The organism is Rhodococcus sp. 15-649-2-2, from assembly GCF_002258645.1.
Taxonomy (GTDB): Bacteria; Actinomycetota; Actinomycetes; order Mycobacteriales; family Mycobacteriaceae; genus Rhodococcoides.
Genome location: NZ_NPFM01000011.1, coordinates 281,749 through 298,640 on the forward strand (window position 1 = coordinate 281,749; position 16,892 = coordinate 298,640).

Consider the following 16,892-nt stretch of genomic DNA (forward strand, 5'->3'; position numbering starts at 1 on the left):
CACCTGGGTCATTCCGCAGGCTCCACTCCCGCTCACCTGGGTCATTCCGCAGGCTCCACTCCCGCGCACCTGCGCGTCAGCGCTCCACGTCAGCGCTCAACCGCCCAGGGCATCAGTCGACCAAGCGCTCCCCGGTCACCGTGGAGAACAGGTGGGTGCGCTCGGCGGCGTAGGAGAGCGTGATCTTCGATCCGCGTTCCGGTGGGATGCGGCCGTCGGCGCGAACGACGATGGGCTGACGCGTGCCGTTGATATCGGCCTGGCCGTAGACGTAGGCGTCGGCTCCGAGTTCTTCGACGACGTCGATGGTCACTTCGAGGCCTGCCCCGGTGGTGATCTGCAGGTCCTCGGGCCGCACGCCGAGTGTCACGGAACTCTCCCCGATTCCGGCGATGGCGGAGCGGGGAACCGGAACCACTTCGCCGCCGAAGCGGACGCCGCCGTCGACGAGGGGAAGCTCGAGCAGATTCATTGCAGGCGATCCGATGAAGCCGGCGACGAACACGTTGTTCGGGTGTTCGTACATGCGCCTCGGGGAGTCGCACTGCTGCAGCACACCGTCTTTGAGGACGGCCACGCGATCACCCATCGTCATGGCCTCGACCTGATCGTGAGTGACGTAGACGGTTGTCGTGGCGAGCCTGCGTTGCAGTGCAGAGATCTGCGCGCGGGTCTGTACTCGAAGCTTGGCGTCGAGATTGGACAGCGGCTCGTCCATGAGGAACACCTGTGGCTTGCGAACGATGGCGCGGCCCATGGCCACTCGCTGACGCTGGCCGCCGGAGAGCGCTTTGGGTTTGCGGTCGAGAAACTTGGTGAGGTCGAGGATCTTGGCAGCGTCCTCGACGCGGCGCTTGATCTCGGCCTTGTCCTCGCCGGCGATGCGAAGTCCGAATCCCATGTTCTCGCCGACCGTCATGTGTGGGTACAGGGCGTAGTTCTGGAAGACCATCGCGATGTCGCGATCCTTGGGCTGATGGTCGGTGACGTCCTTGCCGCCGATGGTAATGGCTCCCCTGTCGACTTCTTCGAGACCGGCGAGCATGCGCAGCGACGTCGATTTTCCGCAGCCGGACGGGCCGACGAGGACGAGGAATTCACCGTCCTGGATGTCGAGATCGAGCTGGTCGACGGCGGCCTTGTCGCCGCCGGGAAAAAGTTTGGTGACGCCCTGAAATGCAACGGTGGCCATGATGGTGGTCCCTTCACCGGCAGGAACGTGCCGGACGATCCGAGTGATGTTCATATATGTGAATGGATGCCAGAATGCTGACTTCGTTTAGAAGTATGTATTACTGTGATGCCCATTACAAGGTTTCCATCGAAGGAGTTCGAGAAGAATGACCGACACCGTTTCACGAGTGCTCATCACCGGGGCCGCAGGCAACATGGGTGCGATGCTCAGGCCTCTGCTGGCGGCACCCGGCCGCACGCTGCGCCTGTTCGATATCGCCGAGATCACCGACATCGATTCGGCCACCGAGGAATTCGTACAGGGTTCGGTCACCGATCGCGCTGCCGTGGCCGCCGCGGTGGACGGTGTCGATGCAATCCTGCACCTCGGGGGGTTGAGCACCGAGGACTCGTGGGCCAACATTCTGTCGGTGAACGTCGACGGCACCCAGGCAGTCTTCGAAGCCGCAGTGGCGCAGGGGGTTTCTCGGATAGTGGTGGCGTCGAGCAATCACGCAGTCGGATTCTGGACGCACGACGAGGCAGGCGACTCGCCACTTCCGGGCGACGCCGCTCCGCGACCCGACGGCTTCTACGGGTGGAGCAAGGCCGCGGTCGAAGCCCTGGGCAGGATGTACCACGACCGCTTCGGCATCGACGTCATCAACCTGCGTATCGGTTCGAGCTTCGCCGCGCCGCCCAACTACCGAGGCCTGGCCACCTGGATGTCGCCCGCCGACACTGCGCGACTGATCGAGGCGTCACTGTCGGACAGCGCCAAAGGTTTTCACACCGTGTGGGGCATCTCGAAGAACTCGCGCGCGTGGTGGTCCGGCAACGAGGGCGCGGAGATCGGGTACCTACCTCGCGACGACGCGGAACAGTTCGCCGAGCAGTTCCTGGCCGAACACGAGTGGACGTTCAGCGATCCGATCCTGCAACGAGTCGGCGGCGCATTCTGCGATCACCCGCTCGGCCAGCGGATGCGCTGACGCACCCCCTGCTCCACTCGACGTCCTCGGGCGGGGGATTCCGCGCCGCGGACGGACGAGTGGAGCGCCTGTTGCAGTCCGCCTTACGAATACGTTGTGACGATCGACCCCAGCGCATCGAGCTGGAGGCGGTTGACGAGACCGAGGTGGTAGAGGTGCAGCTCGTTCGCCCCGGCGTCGACGGTCGCGGCCACATGCGCGGCCACCTCGTCGAGCTTCTTCGGCGGCAGTACCGAAACATACGCACCCACATCCACCCCGTCGCCGACGGCCGCGCGGGTTGCCTTCACCACCGACACCGTCTCGGCCGTTCCCGGCCAGGCCGACACGAGCACCGCATCGACATCGGCTGGCGCGGAGGCGGTCAACGCAGGCGAGGGTCCGGTCTTCCACGGATCCGGGTGACCGTGCAGCGTCACGCGTGCCGACGGAGCCTGTTCACGCACTGCGGCAAGCACTTCCGCACGAAGGTGATCGGCGTCGGCGTGTCGGACCGCCACCACCGCGTCGATCTCGTCGGCGTCCAACACGTCCGTGATCGCAGCATCCGTAGGCAAAGTTCCGGCCGACAGGGCATCGATGCCGTCGCGCAGCTTCTGCGTCACCTTGGCCGATTCGACGCCTCGCGAGGCCCACGCGTCGAGCTCGCGCTGCGTGCAACTGATCGACATCAGCGTGTCGCCGATGCCCGGAAACGCGCCGTCCGTCTTCTCGTGTGGTCCGACATGCGCGAAACCCAGCTGTCCACAGGCCTCGACGGACACCCCGTGTACCTCGACGCCGCGGATCGCTTCGGCCGCGAGCGTGGCGCTGTACCGCACGATATCGGGATGCCCTGGTGCGAGGGCATACCGATAGGCATCTCCGAAACAGTTGACGACGGTCGCGTCGGGATGGGCGTGGCCGAGAATTGTGCTGTGCGTCAGCACGATCCACGCGTTCACCAGGAATCCGGCCTCCCGCAGCACACTCGCTGCCTCGCCGAACGCGTCCTCGGCACCGCCCCAGGCGGCCGTCCGCGCAGTGATCGTGCGCCCGGCCCAAGCGTCGGGACGAACCGGTCGATACAGCGCTGCGTGGTGGGCGTCGACCACTTTGTGCTGCGGATGCAGCGGGGTTGCCGCCCTGGTGGAGTGGTATGTCGCGGCGAGCGAGATCTCACGCACCCCGAGTCTGTTGGCGCGTTCGACGAAATGCGGGTCGCCCAGGACGTCCCAAGGGTAGGCGTGCGCGACGATGCGGTCGACGGTCATGAAGATCATCCTTCGATGGCTGATTTGTTCTATAGAGAGAACTGAGTTCACACATGGGAACACAATTCGAGCCCAACTGTCCACGATTCACGCGACGAGCAGAGATCCGGCGAGCCCTGGGGGCATTCGACGATCCTCGGCGTCCGCACGTGACCCGTGGTCGGACCTGGACACGCGATGGCATCTCCGGCGTGGAGCTGAACTGGGACAACACGTCCGCATGGCTGCTGACGCCCCCGGACGCAGAGACTCCACTGCCCGCGATCCTGCTCATGCACGGTCACGACGGGATGAAGTTCTACGGCAAGGAGAAGGTGGCCGACGGCCCCGACGGCATGGCACCCGACCTCGAGGAGTTGCGCAGGCGCGGATACGGCGGCAGCGCGCCCGCCGCCCGTCTGGTTGCAGCGGGTTTCGCTGTCCTGGTCCACGACGTGTTCCCGTGGGGCAGTCGCCGGGTGCCGTGGGAGGACCTCCCCGAGCGGGCTCGACGTGCAGGCGCCCAACTGGAAGGGCTGCCGAGATACGAGGCGGCCGCCCGCGAGCACGAGCACGGACTCGCAAAAGTGGCAGCGCTGCAGGGCAGTTCATTGGCCGGGAAGGTGCTGAGCGAGGACCTGATCGCGCTGCAGGCACTGGCGGAGTGCCCCGAGGTGGACGCACACCGCATCGCCACTGCCGGCTTCTCCGGTGGCGGAGTGCGCGTCGCACATCTACTGGCGTGCAGCGATCGCCTACGGGCAGGGGTGATCACGGCATCGATGAGCACGTTCGCCGATATCGCGAACGGTCACGCGGACGACACCACCTGGTTGATGATCACCCCGGGCCTGCCTACGGTGTGCGACTGGCCGGAGATCGCCGGGGCAGCAGCCCCGACCCCATTGTTGGTCCAATTCGCTGAGCTGGATTCCCATTTCGGCCTCCCCGGCATGCGCGACGCCGAGGCGGCGCTCCGCCGCGACTACAGAGAATCGGAAACACTGTTCACACAATGGTTTTCGGAACCGCATCGATTCACGACGACCATGCAGGACGCGACGGCCGGCTGGTTGAGCCTGCACGTGTGACCGGGAATGCTTGACAGCGCTTGTGACTGCCGTCATAGTTGGTCCAGAAATTCACATAGAAGACATCCGTTCAGATATGTGAACAGCCAAGACTTGCACGGCCCGGCTCGCTCAGGGTCGGAAGACATCCCGCCAGATCCGCTCGCCGGCTTTCCATCCGGCCCCGAACGCTTCGGAGCGTCCCCATGGTCACCACCACACCACCCCGGTCGGGAGGTACCCGCGCGCCCAGCGCTGCCGTCCCTCCCGTTCGACCGAAACGCAAGCGCCGCATCTCGGCCCCGTACATCCTGATCGCGCCCGTCGTCATCCTGCTGGCAGTGTTCATCTTCTACCCGGTCGGCAGCGTCTTCTACTACAGCCTGCAGTTCTACAACCCGACGACGCCGTGGGACAACGGCTTTGCGGGCCTGGAGAACTTCAAGCTGATGTTCGCCGACGACCTGTTCTGGAACAGCCTCGTCGTCACCGCCAAGTGGGTGGGCGTGCAGGTCGTGTTCCAGCTGATCCTCGGCCTCGGACTGGCCCTGCTGGTCAACGAGGTATTCCGCGGACGCGGCCTGGCCCGTGCCCTGGTGTTCTCTCCCTGGGCCGTCTCCGGCGTGCTCACCACCGGCATCTGGCTGCTCATCTACAACCCGTCGACCGGATTGTTCAAACTGCTGGGCAACATGGGCATCGGCGACGGTACCGCCGCGCCGATCGCCGATCCGGACACCGCGTTCTGGGCCACCAGCGTTGCCGAGCTCTGGCGCGGGGTTCCGTTCTTCGCCATTCTCATTCTCGCCGAACTGCAGAGTGCGCCCAAGGATCTGTACGAGGCTGCGAACGTCGACGGCGCGAACCGCTGGCAACGCTTCCGGTTCGTGACGCTGCCACACCTCAAAGCCGTGATCATTCTGTCCACCCTGCTGCGCGGGGTCTGGGAGTTCAACAACGTCGATCTCCTCTACACCCTCACCGCAGGCGGACCGGCCGACGTCACGACCACCTTGCCGCTCTACGTCTCTCAGCTCGCAACCACCGCGCAGGACTTCGGATACGGCTCGGCTCTGACCACCGTCGCGTTCGTCATCCTGCTCTTCTGCTCGATCCTCTACTTGCGCCTCAGCAAATTCAACAGCGATAAGGCCTGACGCACATGACCACTACTGCAGACCGTCCCGTCGTGACCAGTCCGCCGGCGGACCATTCCGAGAAGGTGCGCGTGCACCGCACCAAGCCCCGCGTGTTCAGCGTGGGCCTCCCGCTCGCCGTCTACCTCCTGTTCACGCTCGTCCCGTTCTACTGGATGATCGTCTTCGCGTTCCGGCCTGCCGGGTCCAATTCGATGCTCCCCTGGCCCATCACGCTCGACCATTTCGATACCGTCTGGAACACCCTCGGCTTCAGCTTCTTCTTCAAGAACAGCCTCATCGTCGCCGGTCTGTCGCTGGTACTCACCACCTTCGTCGCACTGGCGACCGGCTATGCGTTGGCACGCTTCAAGTTCCGCGCCAAGATCCCCCTGGTGATGGCCCTGCTGTGCAGCCAGTTCGTCCCCGGTGCGATGCTGCTCATCCCACTGTTCCAGGTGTTCCGCGAGATGGGACTGGTGAACAACCTCTTCGGACTCATCGTCGCCGATACCGTCTTCCAACTACCGTTGGCGGCAATGCTGATGGCAGGGTTCATCTCTCAGATCCCGGTGGAACTGGAGGAGGCAGCCATGGTCGACGGCTGCTCACGCCTGAAGGCCTTCCGCATCATCATGTTGCCGCTGCTGCGGCCCGGCCTGATCGCCGTCGGCTCCTTCGCGTTCATCGGCAGCTGGAACAACTTCCTGTTCGGCCTGATGTTCATCAGTAGCCAGGACAAGTTCACCCTCCCAGTCGGATTGAGCTACACGATCGGCTCGTACAACGTCGACTTCGGCGTGCTCGCGGCGGGCGGCCTGATCGCCGCCGTGCCGGTGGTCGCCGTATTCGCCGTCATCCAGAAGTATCTCGTCCAGGGCCTCAGCGCCGGCGCGGTCAAGGGCTGATCATGACGTACGGAAAGAGAATCGACATGAATCGACGCACCCTGCTGCGCACCACCCTCGTCGGTGCGGTAGCCACGCTCGTGCTGGCATCCTGCAGTTCCGAAACCTCCCTGCCCGACGGTGCCCTCGGAGATCCGAACAGCGGCACCCTCACCTTCTGGGACAACAATGCCGGGCCGGATCGAACCCCGTTGTACGAGGAGCTGATTCGACGTTTCGAGGAGATCAATCCCGGCATCGACATTCAGTACGTCGGTCTACCATCCGACAGTGCGCAGCAGAAATATCAGACGGCTCTCGCGGGTGGGTCCGCACCCGACCTGGGCATCGTCTCCACCGCATATCTCGCGCCCCTCGTCGCGCAGAACGCCGTGATCCCGCTCGACGACTTCATGGCATCCTCTCCTCAGAAGGACCAATACGATCCCAAGATCATCGAATCGGCAATGGAGTCCGGCGGCGGCGAGAACCTGTACGGTCTGCCGTTCACCAGTAACAACGCCACCCTGTGGTATCGAGCGGACTGGTTCGACGAGGCCGGTATCGAGCCACCCGATACCTGGGACGAGTTCTACGACGCGGCAGACGAACTGACCGACAAGTCCGCCGGAAGATACGGGTTCACCATCCGAGGCGGTGCCGGCTCGATCTATCCACTGCTGCAACACATGTTCGCCGTCACCGGCATCGACAACTTCTTCGACGGCAGCGAATCCACCGTCAACCGGCCCGAGATGGTTCGAGCCATCGAACGTTTCGCGGCGCTCTACGACGTCGACACACCTACCGCCGATGTCAACAACGGTTTTCCACAGATGGTCGCCAGCTTCGGTGGTGGTTCGGTGGCGATGATGCAGCACAACCTCGGATCACTGAGCAATCACCGTAAGGCGCTCGGCGACAAAGTCGGGGCCGTTGCCTTGCCTCTCGCGGACAACGGCGTCCGCACCGTGATGACCGACCCGTTCCCGTCGTACACGGTGTTCAAGAGCAGCCAGCACCAGGCAGCGGCCTGGAAGTTCCTCGAGTTCATGACCTCGCCGGAGTCGCAGGCCTACTGGAACGAGAACGTGGGGCAGATCCCGGTCAACGCCGATGCCCGCTCCGCGCCCGCCTTCGAGGCGATGCCGTCCGTGCAAGCCGCCCAGGCCGCCCTCGACGATCCGGAGACCGTGTTGGTCACCCCGCCGGACTATCTGCCCGATTTCGGCAAGATCGTGCAGGTCCAGATGCTGGGTCAGTGGCAGAAGGTCCTCATCGGGCAGCTCAGCGCACAGGATTTCGCCGACGACTTCGCCGAGAAGCTCAACCGCTCCAAGGCCAAATACGATGCCCGACAGGGTAAATAGGGGACTCATCACCATGTCCAGCGTCATCACCGAGGTTGCCGTCCAGGTCTTCAAGACCGAGGCTCGCACCGCCGTCGATTCCTACGGGCATCGACACCCCGGTCCGTCGATACCCACCACTCAGGCACTGCTGCGCATCACAGATTCCGACGGCGTCAGCGGTTACGTCCTGGGCAAGACCAACTATCTGCGTGAAGATCAAGTGGAGCAACACTTTCGACCGGTCCTCATCGGCACCGATCCGCTGCACCGCGAGGAAATGGACCGCAAATTCGCAATTCGGCAACGGACGCGAGCCGTCGAACTTCCCGAACACACCTGCAGCTACCTCGATCAGGCACTGTGGGACCTGGCGGGCAACCGATTCGATACCCCCGTGTGGAAGCTGCTGGGCGGAGCGCGCAGCGAGGTCAAGGCCTACGCGAGCACCATGTGCGGCGATACCATCGAGGGTGGCCTGTCCAGTCCACAGGAGTATGCGAATTTCGCAGTGGCGCTGAAGAATCAGGGCTACCAGGGAATCAAACTGCACACCTGGATGCCGCCGCTCGAAGGGGCACCGAGCCTCACGCGGGACATCGAGGCCTGCGCGGCGGTGAGAGATGCCGTCGGACCAGGGTTCTCGTTGATGCTCGACGGCTATCACTGGTACTCACGTACCGACGCCCTCAAGCTCGGCCGGGAACTCGACGCACTGAAGTTCGACTGGTTCGAGGAGCCCATGGACGAATTCTCGATGCGCTCGTACAAGTGGTTGGCGGATCAGATCGATACTCCCGTCATCGGCCCCGAGACCACTCCCGGTCGGCATCGTTCGCGAGCGGACTGGATTGCCGACGATGCCTGCGACATCCTGCGCGTCGGTGCGATGAACGGCGGCGGCATCACCCCGGCACTGAAGACCGTGCACATGGCCGACGGCTTCGGGCTCGAGTGCGAGATCCACGGCAACGGTGCCCCCAATCTCGCACTGGTAGGCGGCGCTCCGAACATCCAGTGGTACGAACGTGGCCTGCTGCATCCACTGGTCGACTACGACTGGGTGCCGCCGCATCTGAAGTCCATCGTCGATCCGATAGACGCGAACGGGATGGTGCAGATGCCATTGCGACCAGGCCTGGGTGAGGACATCGACCTGGAGTACATCTCGAACAATCTGATCGCCGAGTACTAGTGTCCGTCGACGACATCCGTGTCCGCGTATGAAGCATCGTTCATCATGAGGGACACTGTCTCCATGGTGAACGATGTCGCGGCTGCTGCAGTGTCCGAGAGCCAGCCGGTGAAATCCGCGGAACGCACGATCCACATCCTCGAGACGCTGGCCGCATCCCCCACGCGCATGAGCCTCGGCGAACTGCAGGAGGCATGCGGGTATCCCCGATCGAGTCTGCACGCCTTGCTGAGGACGCTCAAGGACCTGCGCTGGATCGAGGCCGACGAGTCCGGCTCGCGGTACGGCATCGGCACCCATGCCTTGCTCACCGGCACGTCCTACCTCGACAAGGATTCCGTCGTCGGTCGAGCGGCGGCAGTACTGGAAACGCTGCGCTCGGACGTCCGGCACACCGTCCACTTCGCCCGACGCGACGAGGACTGCGTCATCTATCTCGCCAGCCGCGGTTCCAAGCTCGAGGTGCGGCGGATGCACCGCGTCGGACGTAAGTTGCCGTGCCACGTCACCGCCCTCGGCCAGGCATTGCTCGCCGAACTCACGACCGACGAGGTGACACAGCTGCTGCCGAAGAAACTCGAGCGGTACACCGAGAACACCATCGTCGATCGTGATGCCCTCATCGCCGAACTCGGCCAGGTTCGCCGTCGCGGTTGGTCGTTGGAACAGGAGCAGGGCACCGCCGGCGTGGTCTGCATAGCGACCGTCGTGCCCTATCGGATCCCGGCCACCGATGCGCTCAGCGTCTCGATGCCCGCGGAAGTCGCCTCGTACCCGGGCGAACTCGAACGAATCGCCGGGGTGCTCACCGACCACGCCGCCGCCTGGGCCCGAGAGCTTCGGGCCGAGGGAGTGCGGTAGAGCCGCTTCGCGGCATGTGAGCGAAACTTCGTAGCAGGGGTCGAGTTTCCGCTCACCTGCGCGTCAGCGCTCCAGGTCAGCGCACCACAGCCTTCGCGACGGTCCAGACACGTCCCTGCTCGCTCAACGTGAAGCCCAATCCCGGGCGAGCGGACAGATGCATGCGTCCGTCTCGGGTCTCGAGGTGCTCGTCGAACAGCGGGTCCAGCCAGTCGAAGTGCTCCACCCACGTCTGCAGGGGATACGCCGCCGCGAGGTGCAGGTGGATCTCCATGGCGAAATGCGGGGCGAGCTGCAGATTGTGGTGCTCGGCCAACGTCGCCAATTTCAGGAACTGCGTGATTCCGCCGATGCGGGGAGCGTCGGGCTGCAGGATGTCCACCGAACCGGCCTCGATGAGGCGGACGTGCTCGCCGACGCTGGCCAACATCTCGCCCGTCGCGATGGAGGTGTCGAGGCTGCGAGCGAGCTGCGCATGACCCTCTGCGTCATAGGCGTCGAGGGGCTCCTCGATCCACACGAGATCGAACTGTTCGAGAATGCGGCCCATACGCTGCGCCGTGGGCCGATCCCATTGCTGATTGGCGTCGACCATCAGCGGAACGTCGTCGCCGAGAAACTCGCGCACCGCGGTGACGCGGGCGATGTCGGTGCGCCAATCCGGCTGACCCACCTTCAGTTTGATGCCACCGATTCCGTTTGCGAGGGAGATGGCGGCATTCTCCATGACCTCTTCGATCGGAGTGTGCAGAAATCCGCCGGAGGTGTTGTACGTCTGCACCGAGTCACGCGCCGAGCCGATCAGCTTGGCCAGTGGCAACCCGGCACGCTTGGACTTGAGATCCCACAGCGCGATGTCGATCGCCGCAATCGCCTGCGTCGCAACACCACTGCGGCCCACCGAGGCTCCGGCCCACACCAGCTTGGTCCAGATCTTGCCGATGTCGTTCGGGTCCTCGCCGATGAGTACCGGAGCTATTTCCTGGGCATGCGCAAATTGGGCCGGCCCGCCCGCACGCTTGGAGTACCCGAATCCGATTCCCTCATGGCCCTGTTCGGTGCGAAGTTCGGCGAACAGGAACACCACCTCGGTCATCGCCTTCTGCCGACCGGTGAGCACCTTGGCATCGCTGATCGGATTCTTCAGCGGCAACACGATCGAGGACAGTGTCACCTCGACGATGCGGTCGATGGTCGCCGCACCGGGAGCAAGCGCCGTGATCGCAGCATCCGGGGCAGAGAGTCCGCTGGTCGGTGTGTCAGTGCCGATGGTCATCTGTGACTCCTCAAATCGTCGATTATGTTGCTTAACAGCCTATTTCGACGAACAATGCACGTCCAACACCATTTATCGGCCGATCGATGCCGCCAGTGCATCGATGTTGGATGCAATATCGGCAACCCTGCCCACGAACGTGTGATGCGTGACGCCGGACGAGTGTGGGGTCATCAGCACGTTGTCGAGATCGCGAAACGGCAACACACTCGGCTCTCCCACGCCGTCCGGCCCGGGGTAGCGGTACCAGACGTCGATCGCGGCCGCGGCAATCTCGTTGCGCGACAACGCGTCGAACAGTGGCTGCTCCTGTACCAATGGCCCACGACCGACGTTGACGAGTACCCCGTCGCTACCGAGCCTGCTCAGTTCCTCGGCACCGATCATGCCGCGCGTTCGCTCGTTCAGGGGTGCGGAAACCACCAGGACGTCGGCGAAATCGACCAGTGATCCCAGATCATCTGTCCCCGAGACCCATTCGAGCCCCTCATCCGGAGCCCGCCCGCTTCCGGTGACCGCAGCGCCCACTGCGCCGTATGCCCGGAACAGCTGCCACGTTCGCCTGCCGATGTGCCCGAAGCCGACGAATCCGATGCGGGCACCACTCAGCGACAACGGTTGCGCGATGGTCGGGTCGTAGACGGCGGTGGCGAACACTCCGGAGCGGAGTGCGCGGTCCTGCTCCAGAAACTTGCGGCGCAGCATCACGGTCGCAGCCACGACGTATTCCGCGATCGACTGCTCGTGATGAAAGGTGTTGCACACCTGCACATCGGGGCCCAGTCCGGAGCGATCGACGTTGTCCGTTCCGGCACCCGCGACGTGGACCATACGCAATTTCGGCGCTGCGGCACCCATGGCCGCACTGAACTTGCCACCGACGTAGACGTCTGCGTCGGCGAGTTCGGCGATGACCCGAGTCTCGTCGAACGGCACGCACCAGATCACCTCGACGTCGGCGGGCAGGCCCGCCTCGAACTGCTCCCGATGGGGCAGCACGTTTCGGTCGCCGACGACGATCTTCACCAGCGGACCAGAACTCATCGAACCAGGGCCGGCCGCTTGCTGTCGAACGTCCAACCCTCGATGAGATACTGCATGCCGATGGCGTCGTCGCGCGAACCGAGACCTTCCTTCTGGTACAACTCGTGCGCCGCATCGATCTGCTCGAAGTCGAGTTCGACACCCAGGCCTGGCTTGTCGGGCACGGTGAGGTAGCCATCCTCGATCGTGAACGGCTCCTTGGTCACTCGCTGTCCGTCCTGCCAGATCCAGTGCGTATCGATGGCAGTGATCGTCCCTGGAGCGGCCGCGGCGACGTGGGTGAACATGGCCAGTGAAACGTCGAAGTGGTTGTTGGAGTGCGAGCCCCACGTCAGACCCCACGCATCGCACAGCTGCGCGACGCGGACAGAACCAGCCATCGTCCAGAAGTGCGGGTCGGCGAGTGGGATGTCCACCGCACCGGATCGGATGGTGTGGCCCATCTCGCGCCAGTCGGTGGCGATCATGTTCGTGGCGGTCTGCAATCCGGTGGCGCGCTTGAATTCGGTCATCACTTCGCGGCCCGAGAATCCACCCTCCGGTCCGACGGGGTCCTCGGCATAGGCCAGCACGTCACGCAGGCCACGGCAGGTGTCGATCGCGTCCTTCAGAAGCCAGCCACCGTTGGGATCCAACGTGATTCGAGCCTCGGGGAATCGCTCGGCCAGCGCGCGCACCGCAGCAGCCTCCTCGGCCGCGGGCAGCGCACCACCTTTGAGCTTGAAGTCCTGGAACCCGTACCGCGCCTGGGCTGCCTCGGCGAGGCGCACGATCGACTCGGGATCCATCGCTTCCTCGTGCCTGATGCGCATCCAGTCGTCGGCTCCGGCGGCCTCGTCGGCTGCGCTGCGGTACGCGAGATCGGTCTTGTTCCGATCGGCCACGAAGAACAGATAGCCCAGAGCTTGGACCTTGTCACGCTGCTGACCTTCTCCCAACAGCGCTGCGACGCTGACCCCGAGGTGTTGACCCAACAGATCGAGCAACGCCGATTCCACCGCGGTCACCGCATGGATCGCGACCCGCAGATCGAAGGTCTGCGCTCCGCGTCCCCCGGCATCACGATCGGCGAACGCGCGACGCATCTCGGCCAGCACAGCGTTGTAGCGGCCGATACCCTTACCCTCGACGAGCGAACGAGCGTCCTCGAGAGTCTGCCGAATCGCCTCTCCGCCCGGCACTTCGCCGACGCCGGTGCGCCCGTCCGAGTCGGTGAGCACCACCAGATTGCGGGTGAAGTACGGGGCGTGGGCTCCGCTGAGGTTGAGCAGCATGTCGTCGTGGCCCGCAATCGGAATCACGCGCATCTCGGTGACGACGGGGGTGCTGTTCTGGGAGTTCATGATCGGACCCTCTCGGCCGGTGGTATCGGATGCTATTTGGTCAGGGTGACGGGTTCGACGCTGCCCTCGGTATCGGCCACCACTCCGCGCGGCTTCTTGATCAGTAGGACCGACAGCGCAGCCAGTGCGGATGCACCGGCCAGCGCATACAGTCCCCAGGTCACCGAACCGGTGGCCTCCTGGATCAATCCGAATCCGAACGGTGCGACGAAGCCGCCGAGGTTGCCCACCGAGTTGATGACGGCGATGGCGGCGGCAAGCACCATCGGATGCAGAGTGGACTGCGGGAAGGACCAGAACAGCGGGCTCGCGCTCTTGAATCCCATGGCAGCGATGCACAGGAAGATCAGCGCGATCCACGGCGTCGCGACGGCGGCCAACAGTGTGCCGACTGCAGCGGTGAGCAGAGCGATGATCAACAGTGGTCGACGGTTTCCGGTGCGGTCGCCGATCTTGGACATGTAGTACATGGCGAACACGGCGCAGATCCATGGCAGCGACGAGAGCAAGCCGACGGTGATGTCGTTGGTTCCGTCGATCCGTCGGACGATGGACGGGAGCCAGAATGTGTTGGCGTAGATCGAGAGCTGGATTGCGAAGTAGATCCAGATGAACAGCAGCAGCTTGGGATCGAGCAACATCTTCCAGCGCGACCTGCCGTCGCCCATGCCGGAGGTACGTGCCTTCTCTGCTTCCTCGACGGCAATAGCAGCGTTCAGATCGTGCTTCTCCTCGTCGGTCAGCCACTTCGCATCCTTGACGTGCGAGTCGATGAGGAAGTAGGCGATGATGCCGACGACAACGGACAGCAGGCCCTCGATGCCGAACAGGTACTGCCAGCCTCGGGCCCCGAAGAGTCCGTCGAGAGAAAGCAGCGGACCCGACAGTGGGCCGGAGATCGCCGCGGCCACCGACGACCCTGCGACGAACAACGCGGTGGCACGGCCGCGGTGGCTGTTGGGCAACCACTTGGCGAAGTAGAAGATGATGGCCGGGAAGAATCCGGCCTCGGCCGCTCCGAGCAGGAACCGCAGGATGTAGAACATCTCGGGACCGTTGACGAAGGCCATGGCGAACGAGATGGTGCCCCAACTGACCATGATGCGGGTCAGCCAGATCTTGGCACCGAACTTCTCCATCATCACGTTGCTCGGAAGCTCGAAGAGCGCGTACGCGATGAAGAACACGCCGGCACCGAATCCGTATGCCGCAGCTCCGATACCGACGTCGGCTTCGAGGTATTCGCGGGCGTAGCCGATGTTCGATCGGTTCAGCTGATTGCAGATCAGCATGATGATGAACAAGGGCACGACTCGCCGGAATATCTTCGCGACGGCAGAATCGACTGCCGGCGTCGGCGGGAGAGTGATCGACATCGATCGCTCCGTTCTGTGGCTCGAGCGGTTTCCCGCTACCGATGCGCGAGTGTGACCGGCACAGGCATGGATCGACCCAGTGATTGGGCTCACATGAAACAGTAGGACTCCGGATCGATGCATGTCCAAGACCATCTACGCATCGACCGATGCAGTAGAGGTATCGGCAACTGCAGTCGGTGCTCATCGCGCCTGGCAGCAAGATCGATACCGAGACTGAATCAAATACGACTTTTTTAGACTTGGACATGTATCGATCAGCCTTCTAGCGTGGTGACCTATGAGCCAGGTCACGCCCTGGCGTCAGCGCACGCACCGCAACACAGCCCTAGGAGTCACCCCATGACAGCGTCGACGACACAGTCCACCCACCTCACCGGCCGGATGATCATCGCCGGCGTCCCGGTCTTCGGTGGCGGCACGCAGATTCACGGAATCGACCCCAGCACCGGCGCGAACCTCGAACCCGCCTATGGTCACGGCGACAATACCGACGTCGAGAAGGCTTGTGCCGCAGCGGCCGAAGCATTCGCCGATTACCGTGCCACCTCCTCGGAGACCCGTGCACAGTTTCTCGAAACCATCGCCGACAACATCGCAGCTCTCGGCGACACGCTGATCGAGCGCACCGTCGCCGAGTCCGGACTTCCGTTGGCCCGCATCACCGGCGAGGTCGGTCGCACCACCGGGCAGCTCCGCTTGTTCGCTTCGGTTCTGCGCGAGGGTAGTTGGAACGGTGCCCGCATCGATCCGTCCCAGCCCGATCGCACGCCACTCCCCCGCGCCGACATCCGCCAGCGGCAGATTCCGCTGGGCCCGGTTGCAGTGTTCGGGGCCAGCAACTTCCCACTCGCTTTTTCCGTCGCAGGCGGCGACACCGCTTCCGCTCTCGCGGCCGGATGCCCCGTTGTGGTCAAGGCCCACGATGCTCATCCGGGAACGTCCGAACTGGTCGGTCGCGCGATCGCCGACGCCGTCGCTTCCACCGGAATGCCCTCGGGCACATTCTCTCTGCTCTTCGGCTCCGGCCGTGGACTCGGCACCGCTCTGGTGACCGACCCTCGCATCAAGGCCGTCGGCTTCACCGGATCACGTTCGGGTGGAACTGCTCTCGTCGCCGCCGCAGCCGGTCGGCGTGAGCCGATCCCGGTGTACGCCGAGATGAGTTCCATCAACCCGGTGTTCGTCATGGACGGCGCACTCGCCGCCCGTGGCACCGAACTCGGCCGCGCCTTCGTCGCATCGCTGACGATGGGCTCGGGCCAGTTCTGCACCAACCCCGGTCTCGTCATCGCCGTGGACGGGCCCGGACTGCAGTCCTTCACCGAGGCAGCGACGACAGCGGTATCGGAATCCGCCCCCACCACGATGCTCACCCCGAACATCGCCGCGAGCTACGGCGAGGGCGTCGACGCACTGAGTGGCGTCGTGACCGAACTTGCCCGCGGTACCGACACCCAGGCCCCGAACACCTGCCGCGCAGCATTGTTCGAGACCGATGCCGATACGTTCCTCACGTCCGAGGCAGCACAGGCCGAGGTGTTCGGCGCATCGAGTCTCATCGTTCGATGCACCGATGCGCAGCAGGTTCGCGACGTCGCCGCGCTGCTCGAGGGTCAGCTCACCGCCACGATTCACGCCGACGAGTCCGATCACACCGAGGCAGGCAAGCTCCTCTCGGTTCTCGAGCTCAAGGCCGGCCGCATTCTGTTCGACGGATGGCCGACGGGCGTCGAGGTGGGCCACGCAATGGTCCACGGCGGCCCTTTCCCCGCCACCTCCAACTCCCGCACCACCTCGGTCGGATCTCTCGCCATCGAGCGCTTCCTACGTCCCGTTTCTTACCAGGACGTTCCGACATCACTGCTGCCCACTGCAATTGCCGATGGCAACCCGGACGGCATCTTCCGCCGCATCGACGGCCAGCTCACCCAAGACTGACTCACCCCACCTAGTTC

At 64.1% G+C, this 16,892-nt stretch carries 14 protein-coding genes; 8 read left to right on the plus strand and 6 right to left on the minus strand.

The features are described from left to right. Positions 1 to 112: 112 nt before the first annotated feature. Positions 113 to 1,192 (minus strand): ABC transporter ATP-binding protein, encoded by a 1,080-nt coding sequence (locus tag CH305_RS06380; RefSeq protein WP_032378355.1) that lies wholly within the window; start codon positions 1,190 to 1,192, stop codon positions 113 to 115. A 148-nt stretch (positions 1,193 to 1,340) separates the two neighbouring features. On the opposite strand from CH305_RS06380, the gene CH305_RS06385 reads away from it, so the two are divergent. After that, positions 1,341 to 2,165, plus strand: coding sequence for an NAD(P)-dependent oxidoreductase (locus CH305_RS06385; protein WP_032405236.1), 825 nt, complete (start codon positions 1,341 to 1,343; stop codon positions 2,163 to 2,165). Positions 2,166 to 2,248: 83 nt separating this feature from the next. On the opposite strand, the gene CH305_RS06390 is transcribed toward CH305_RS06385, so the two are convergent. Next, the gene (locus tag CH305_RS06390) at positions 2,249 to 3,418 is read right to left on the minus strand and encodes a hypothetical protein (RefSeq protein WP_256983569.1); all 1,170 of its coding nucleotides are present in this window, start codon (positions 3,416 to 3,418) and stop codon (positions 2,249 to 2,251) included. Between the two features lie 53 nt (positions 3,419 to 3,471). Here CH305_RS06390 and CH305_RS06395 point away from each other — a divergent pair, with 53 nt between their 5' ends. The 6 genes from CH305_RS06395 (at position 3,472) to CH305_RS06420 (ending at position 9,895) form a co-directional block, all read left to right on the plus strand. After that, positions 3,472 to 4,488: a dienelactone hydrolase family protein gene (locus CH305_RS06395; protein ID WP_094703144.1), complete on the plus strand. Its 1,017-nt coding sequence runs from the start codon at positions 3,472 to 3,474 to the stop codon at positions 4,486 to 4,488. Positions 4,489 to 4,673: 185 nt separating this feature from the next. Then, positions 4,674 to 5,624: a carbohydrate ABC transporter permease gene (locus tag CH305_RS06400; protein WP_032377519.1), complete on the plus strand. Its 951-nt coding sequence runs from the start codon at positions 4,674 to 4,676 to the stop codon at positions 5,622 to 5,624. 5 nt (positions 5,625 to 5,629) lie between these two features. Further along, entirely contained in the window at positions 5,630 to 6,511 is an 882-nt protein-coding gene (locus CH305_RS06405) for a carbohydrate ABC transporter permease (protein WP_032405233.1), read from the plus strand. Between the two features lie 26 nt (positions 6,512 to 6,537). Next, positions 6,538 to 7,860 (plus strand): sugar ABC transporter substrate-binding protein, encoded by a 1,323-nt coding sequence (locus tag CH305_RS06410; RefSeq protein WP_256983570.1) that lies wholly within the window; start codon positions 6,538 to 6,540, stop codon positions 7,858 to 7,860. A gap of 13 nt (positions 7,861 to 7,873) precedes the next feature. Further along, the gene (locus tag CH305_RS06415) at positions 7,874 to 9,034 is read left to right on the plus strand and encodes an enolase C-terminal domain-like protein (protein WP_032405232.1); all 1,161 of its coding nucleotides are present in this window, start codon (positions 7,874 to 7,876) and stop codon (positions 9,032 to 9,034) included. A gap of 45 nt (positions 9,035 to 9,079) precedes the next feature. Beyond that, the gene (locus CH305_RS06420; protein ID WP_230592631.1) at positions 9,080 to 9,895 is read left to right on the plus strand and encodes an IclR family transcriptional regulator; all 816 of its coding nucleotides are present in this window, start codon (positions 9,080 to 9,082) and stop codon (positions 9,893 to 9,895) included. 76 nt (positions 9,896 to 9,971) lie between these two features. Here the strand turns inward: CH305_RS06420 and CH305_RS06425 are convergent, their stop codons facing one another. The 4 genes from CH305_RS06425 to CH305_RS06440 form a co-directional block, all read right to left on the minus strand. Further along, entirely contained in the window at positions 9,972 to 11,171 is a 1,200-nt protein-coding gene (locus CH305_RS06425; RefSeq protein ID WP_094703146.1) for a mandelate racemase/muconate lactonizing enzyme family protein, read from the minus strand. 72 nt (positions 11,172 to 11,243) lie between these two features. Continuing rightward, positions 11,244 to 12,197: a 2-hydroxyacid dehydrogenase gene (locus tag CH305_RS06430; RefSeq protein ID WP_170944633.1), complete on the minus strand. Its 954-nt coding sequence runs from the start codon at positions 12,195 to 12,197 to the stop codon at positions 11,244 to 11,246. Between the two features lie 14 nt (positions 12,198 to 12,211). Beyond that, on the minus strand, positions 12,212 to 13,558 hold the full coding sequence (locus tag CH305_RS06435) for an enolase C-terminal domain-like protein (protein WP_094703148.1): 1,347 nt from the start codon (positions 13,556 to 13,558) through the stop codon (positions 12,212 to 12,214). A gap of 32 nt (positions 13,559 to 13,590) precedes the next feature. Beyond that, on the minus strand, positions 13,591 to 14,934 hold the full coding sequence (locus tag CH305_RS06440) for an MFS transporter (RefSeq protein ID WP_032405227.1): 1,344 nt from the start codon (positions 14,932 to 14,934) through the stop codon (positions 13,591 to 13,593). A 342-nt stretch (positions 14,935 to 15,276) separates the two neighbouring features. Here CH305_RS06440 and CH305_RS06445 point away from each other — a divergent pair, with 342 nt between their 5' ends. Continuing rightward, the gene (locus tag CH305_RS06445; protein WP_094703149.1) at positions 15,277 to 16,875 is read left to right on the plus strand and encodes an aldehyde dehydrogenase (NADP(+)); all 1,599 of its coding nucleotides are present in this window, start codon (positions 15,277 to 15,279) and stop codon (positions 16,873 to 16,875) included. The last annotated feature ends 17 nt before the right edge of the window (positions 16,876 to 16,892 follow it).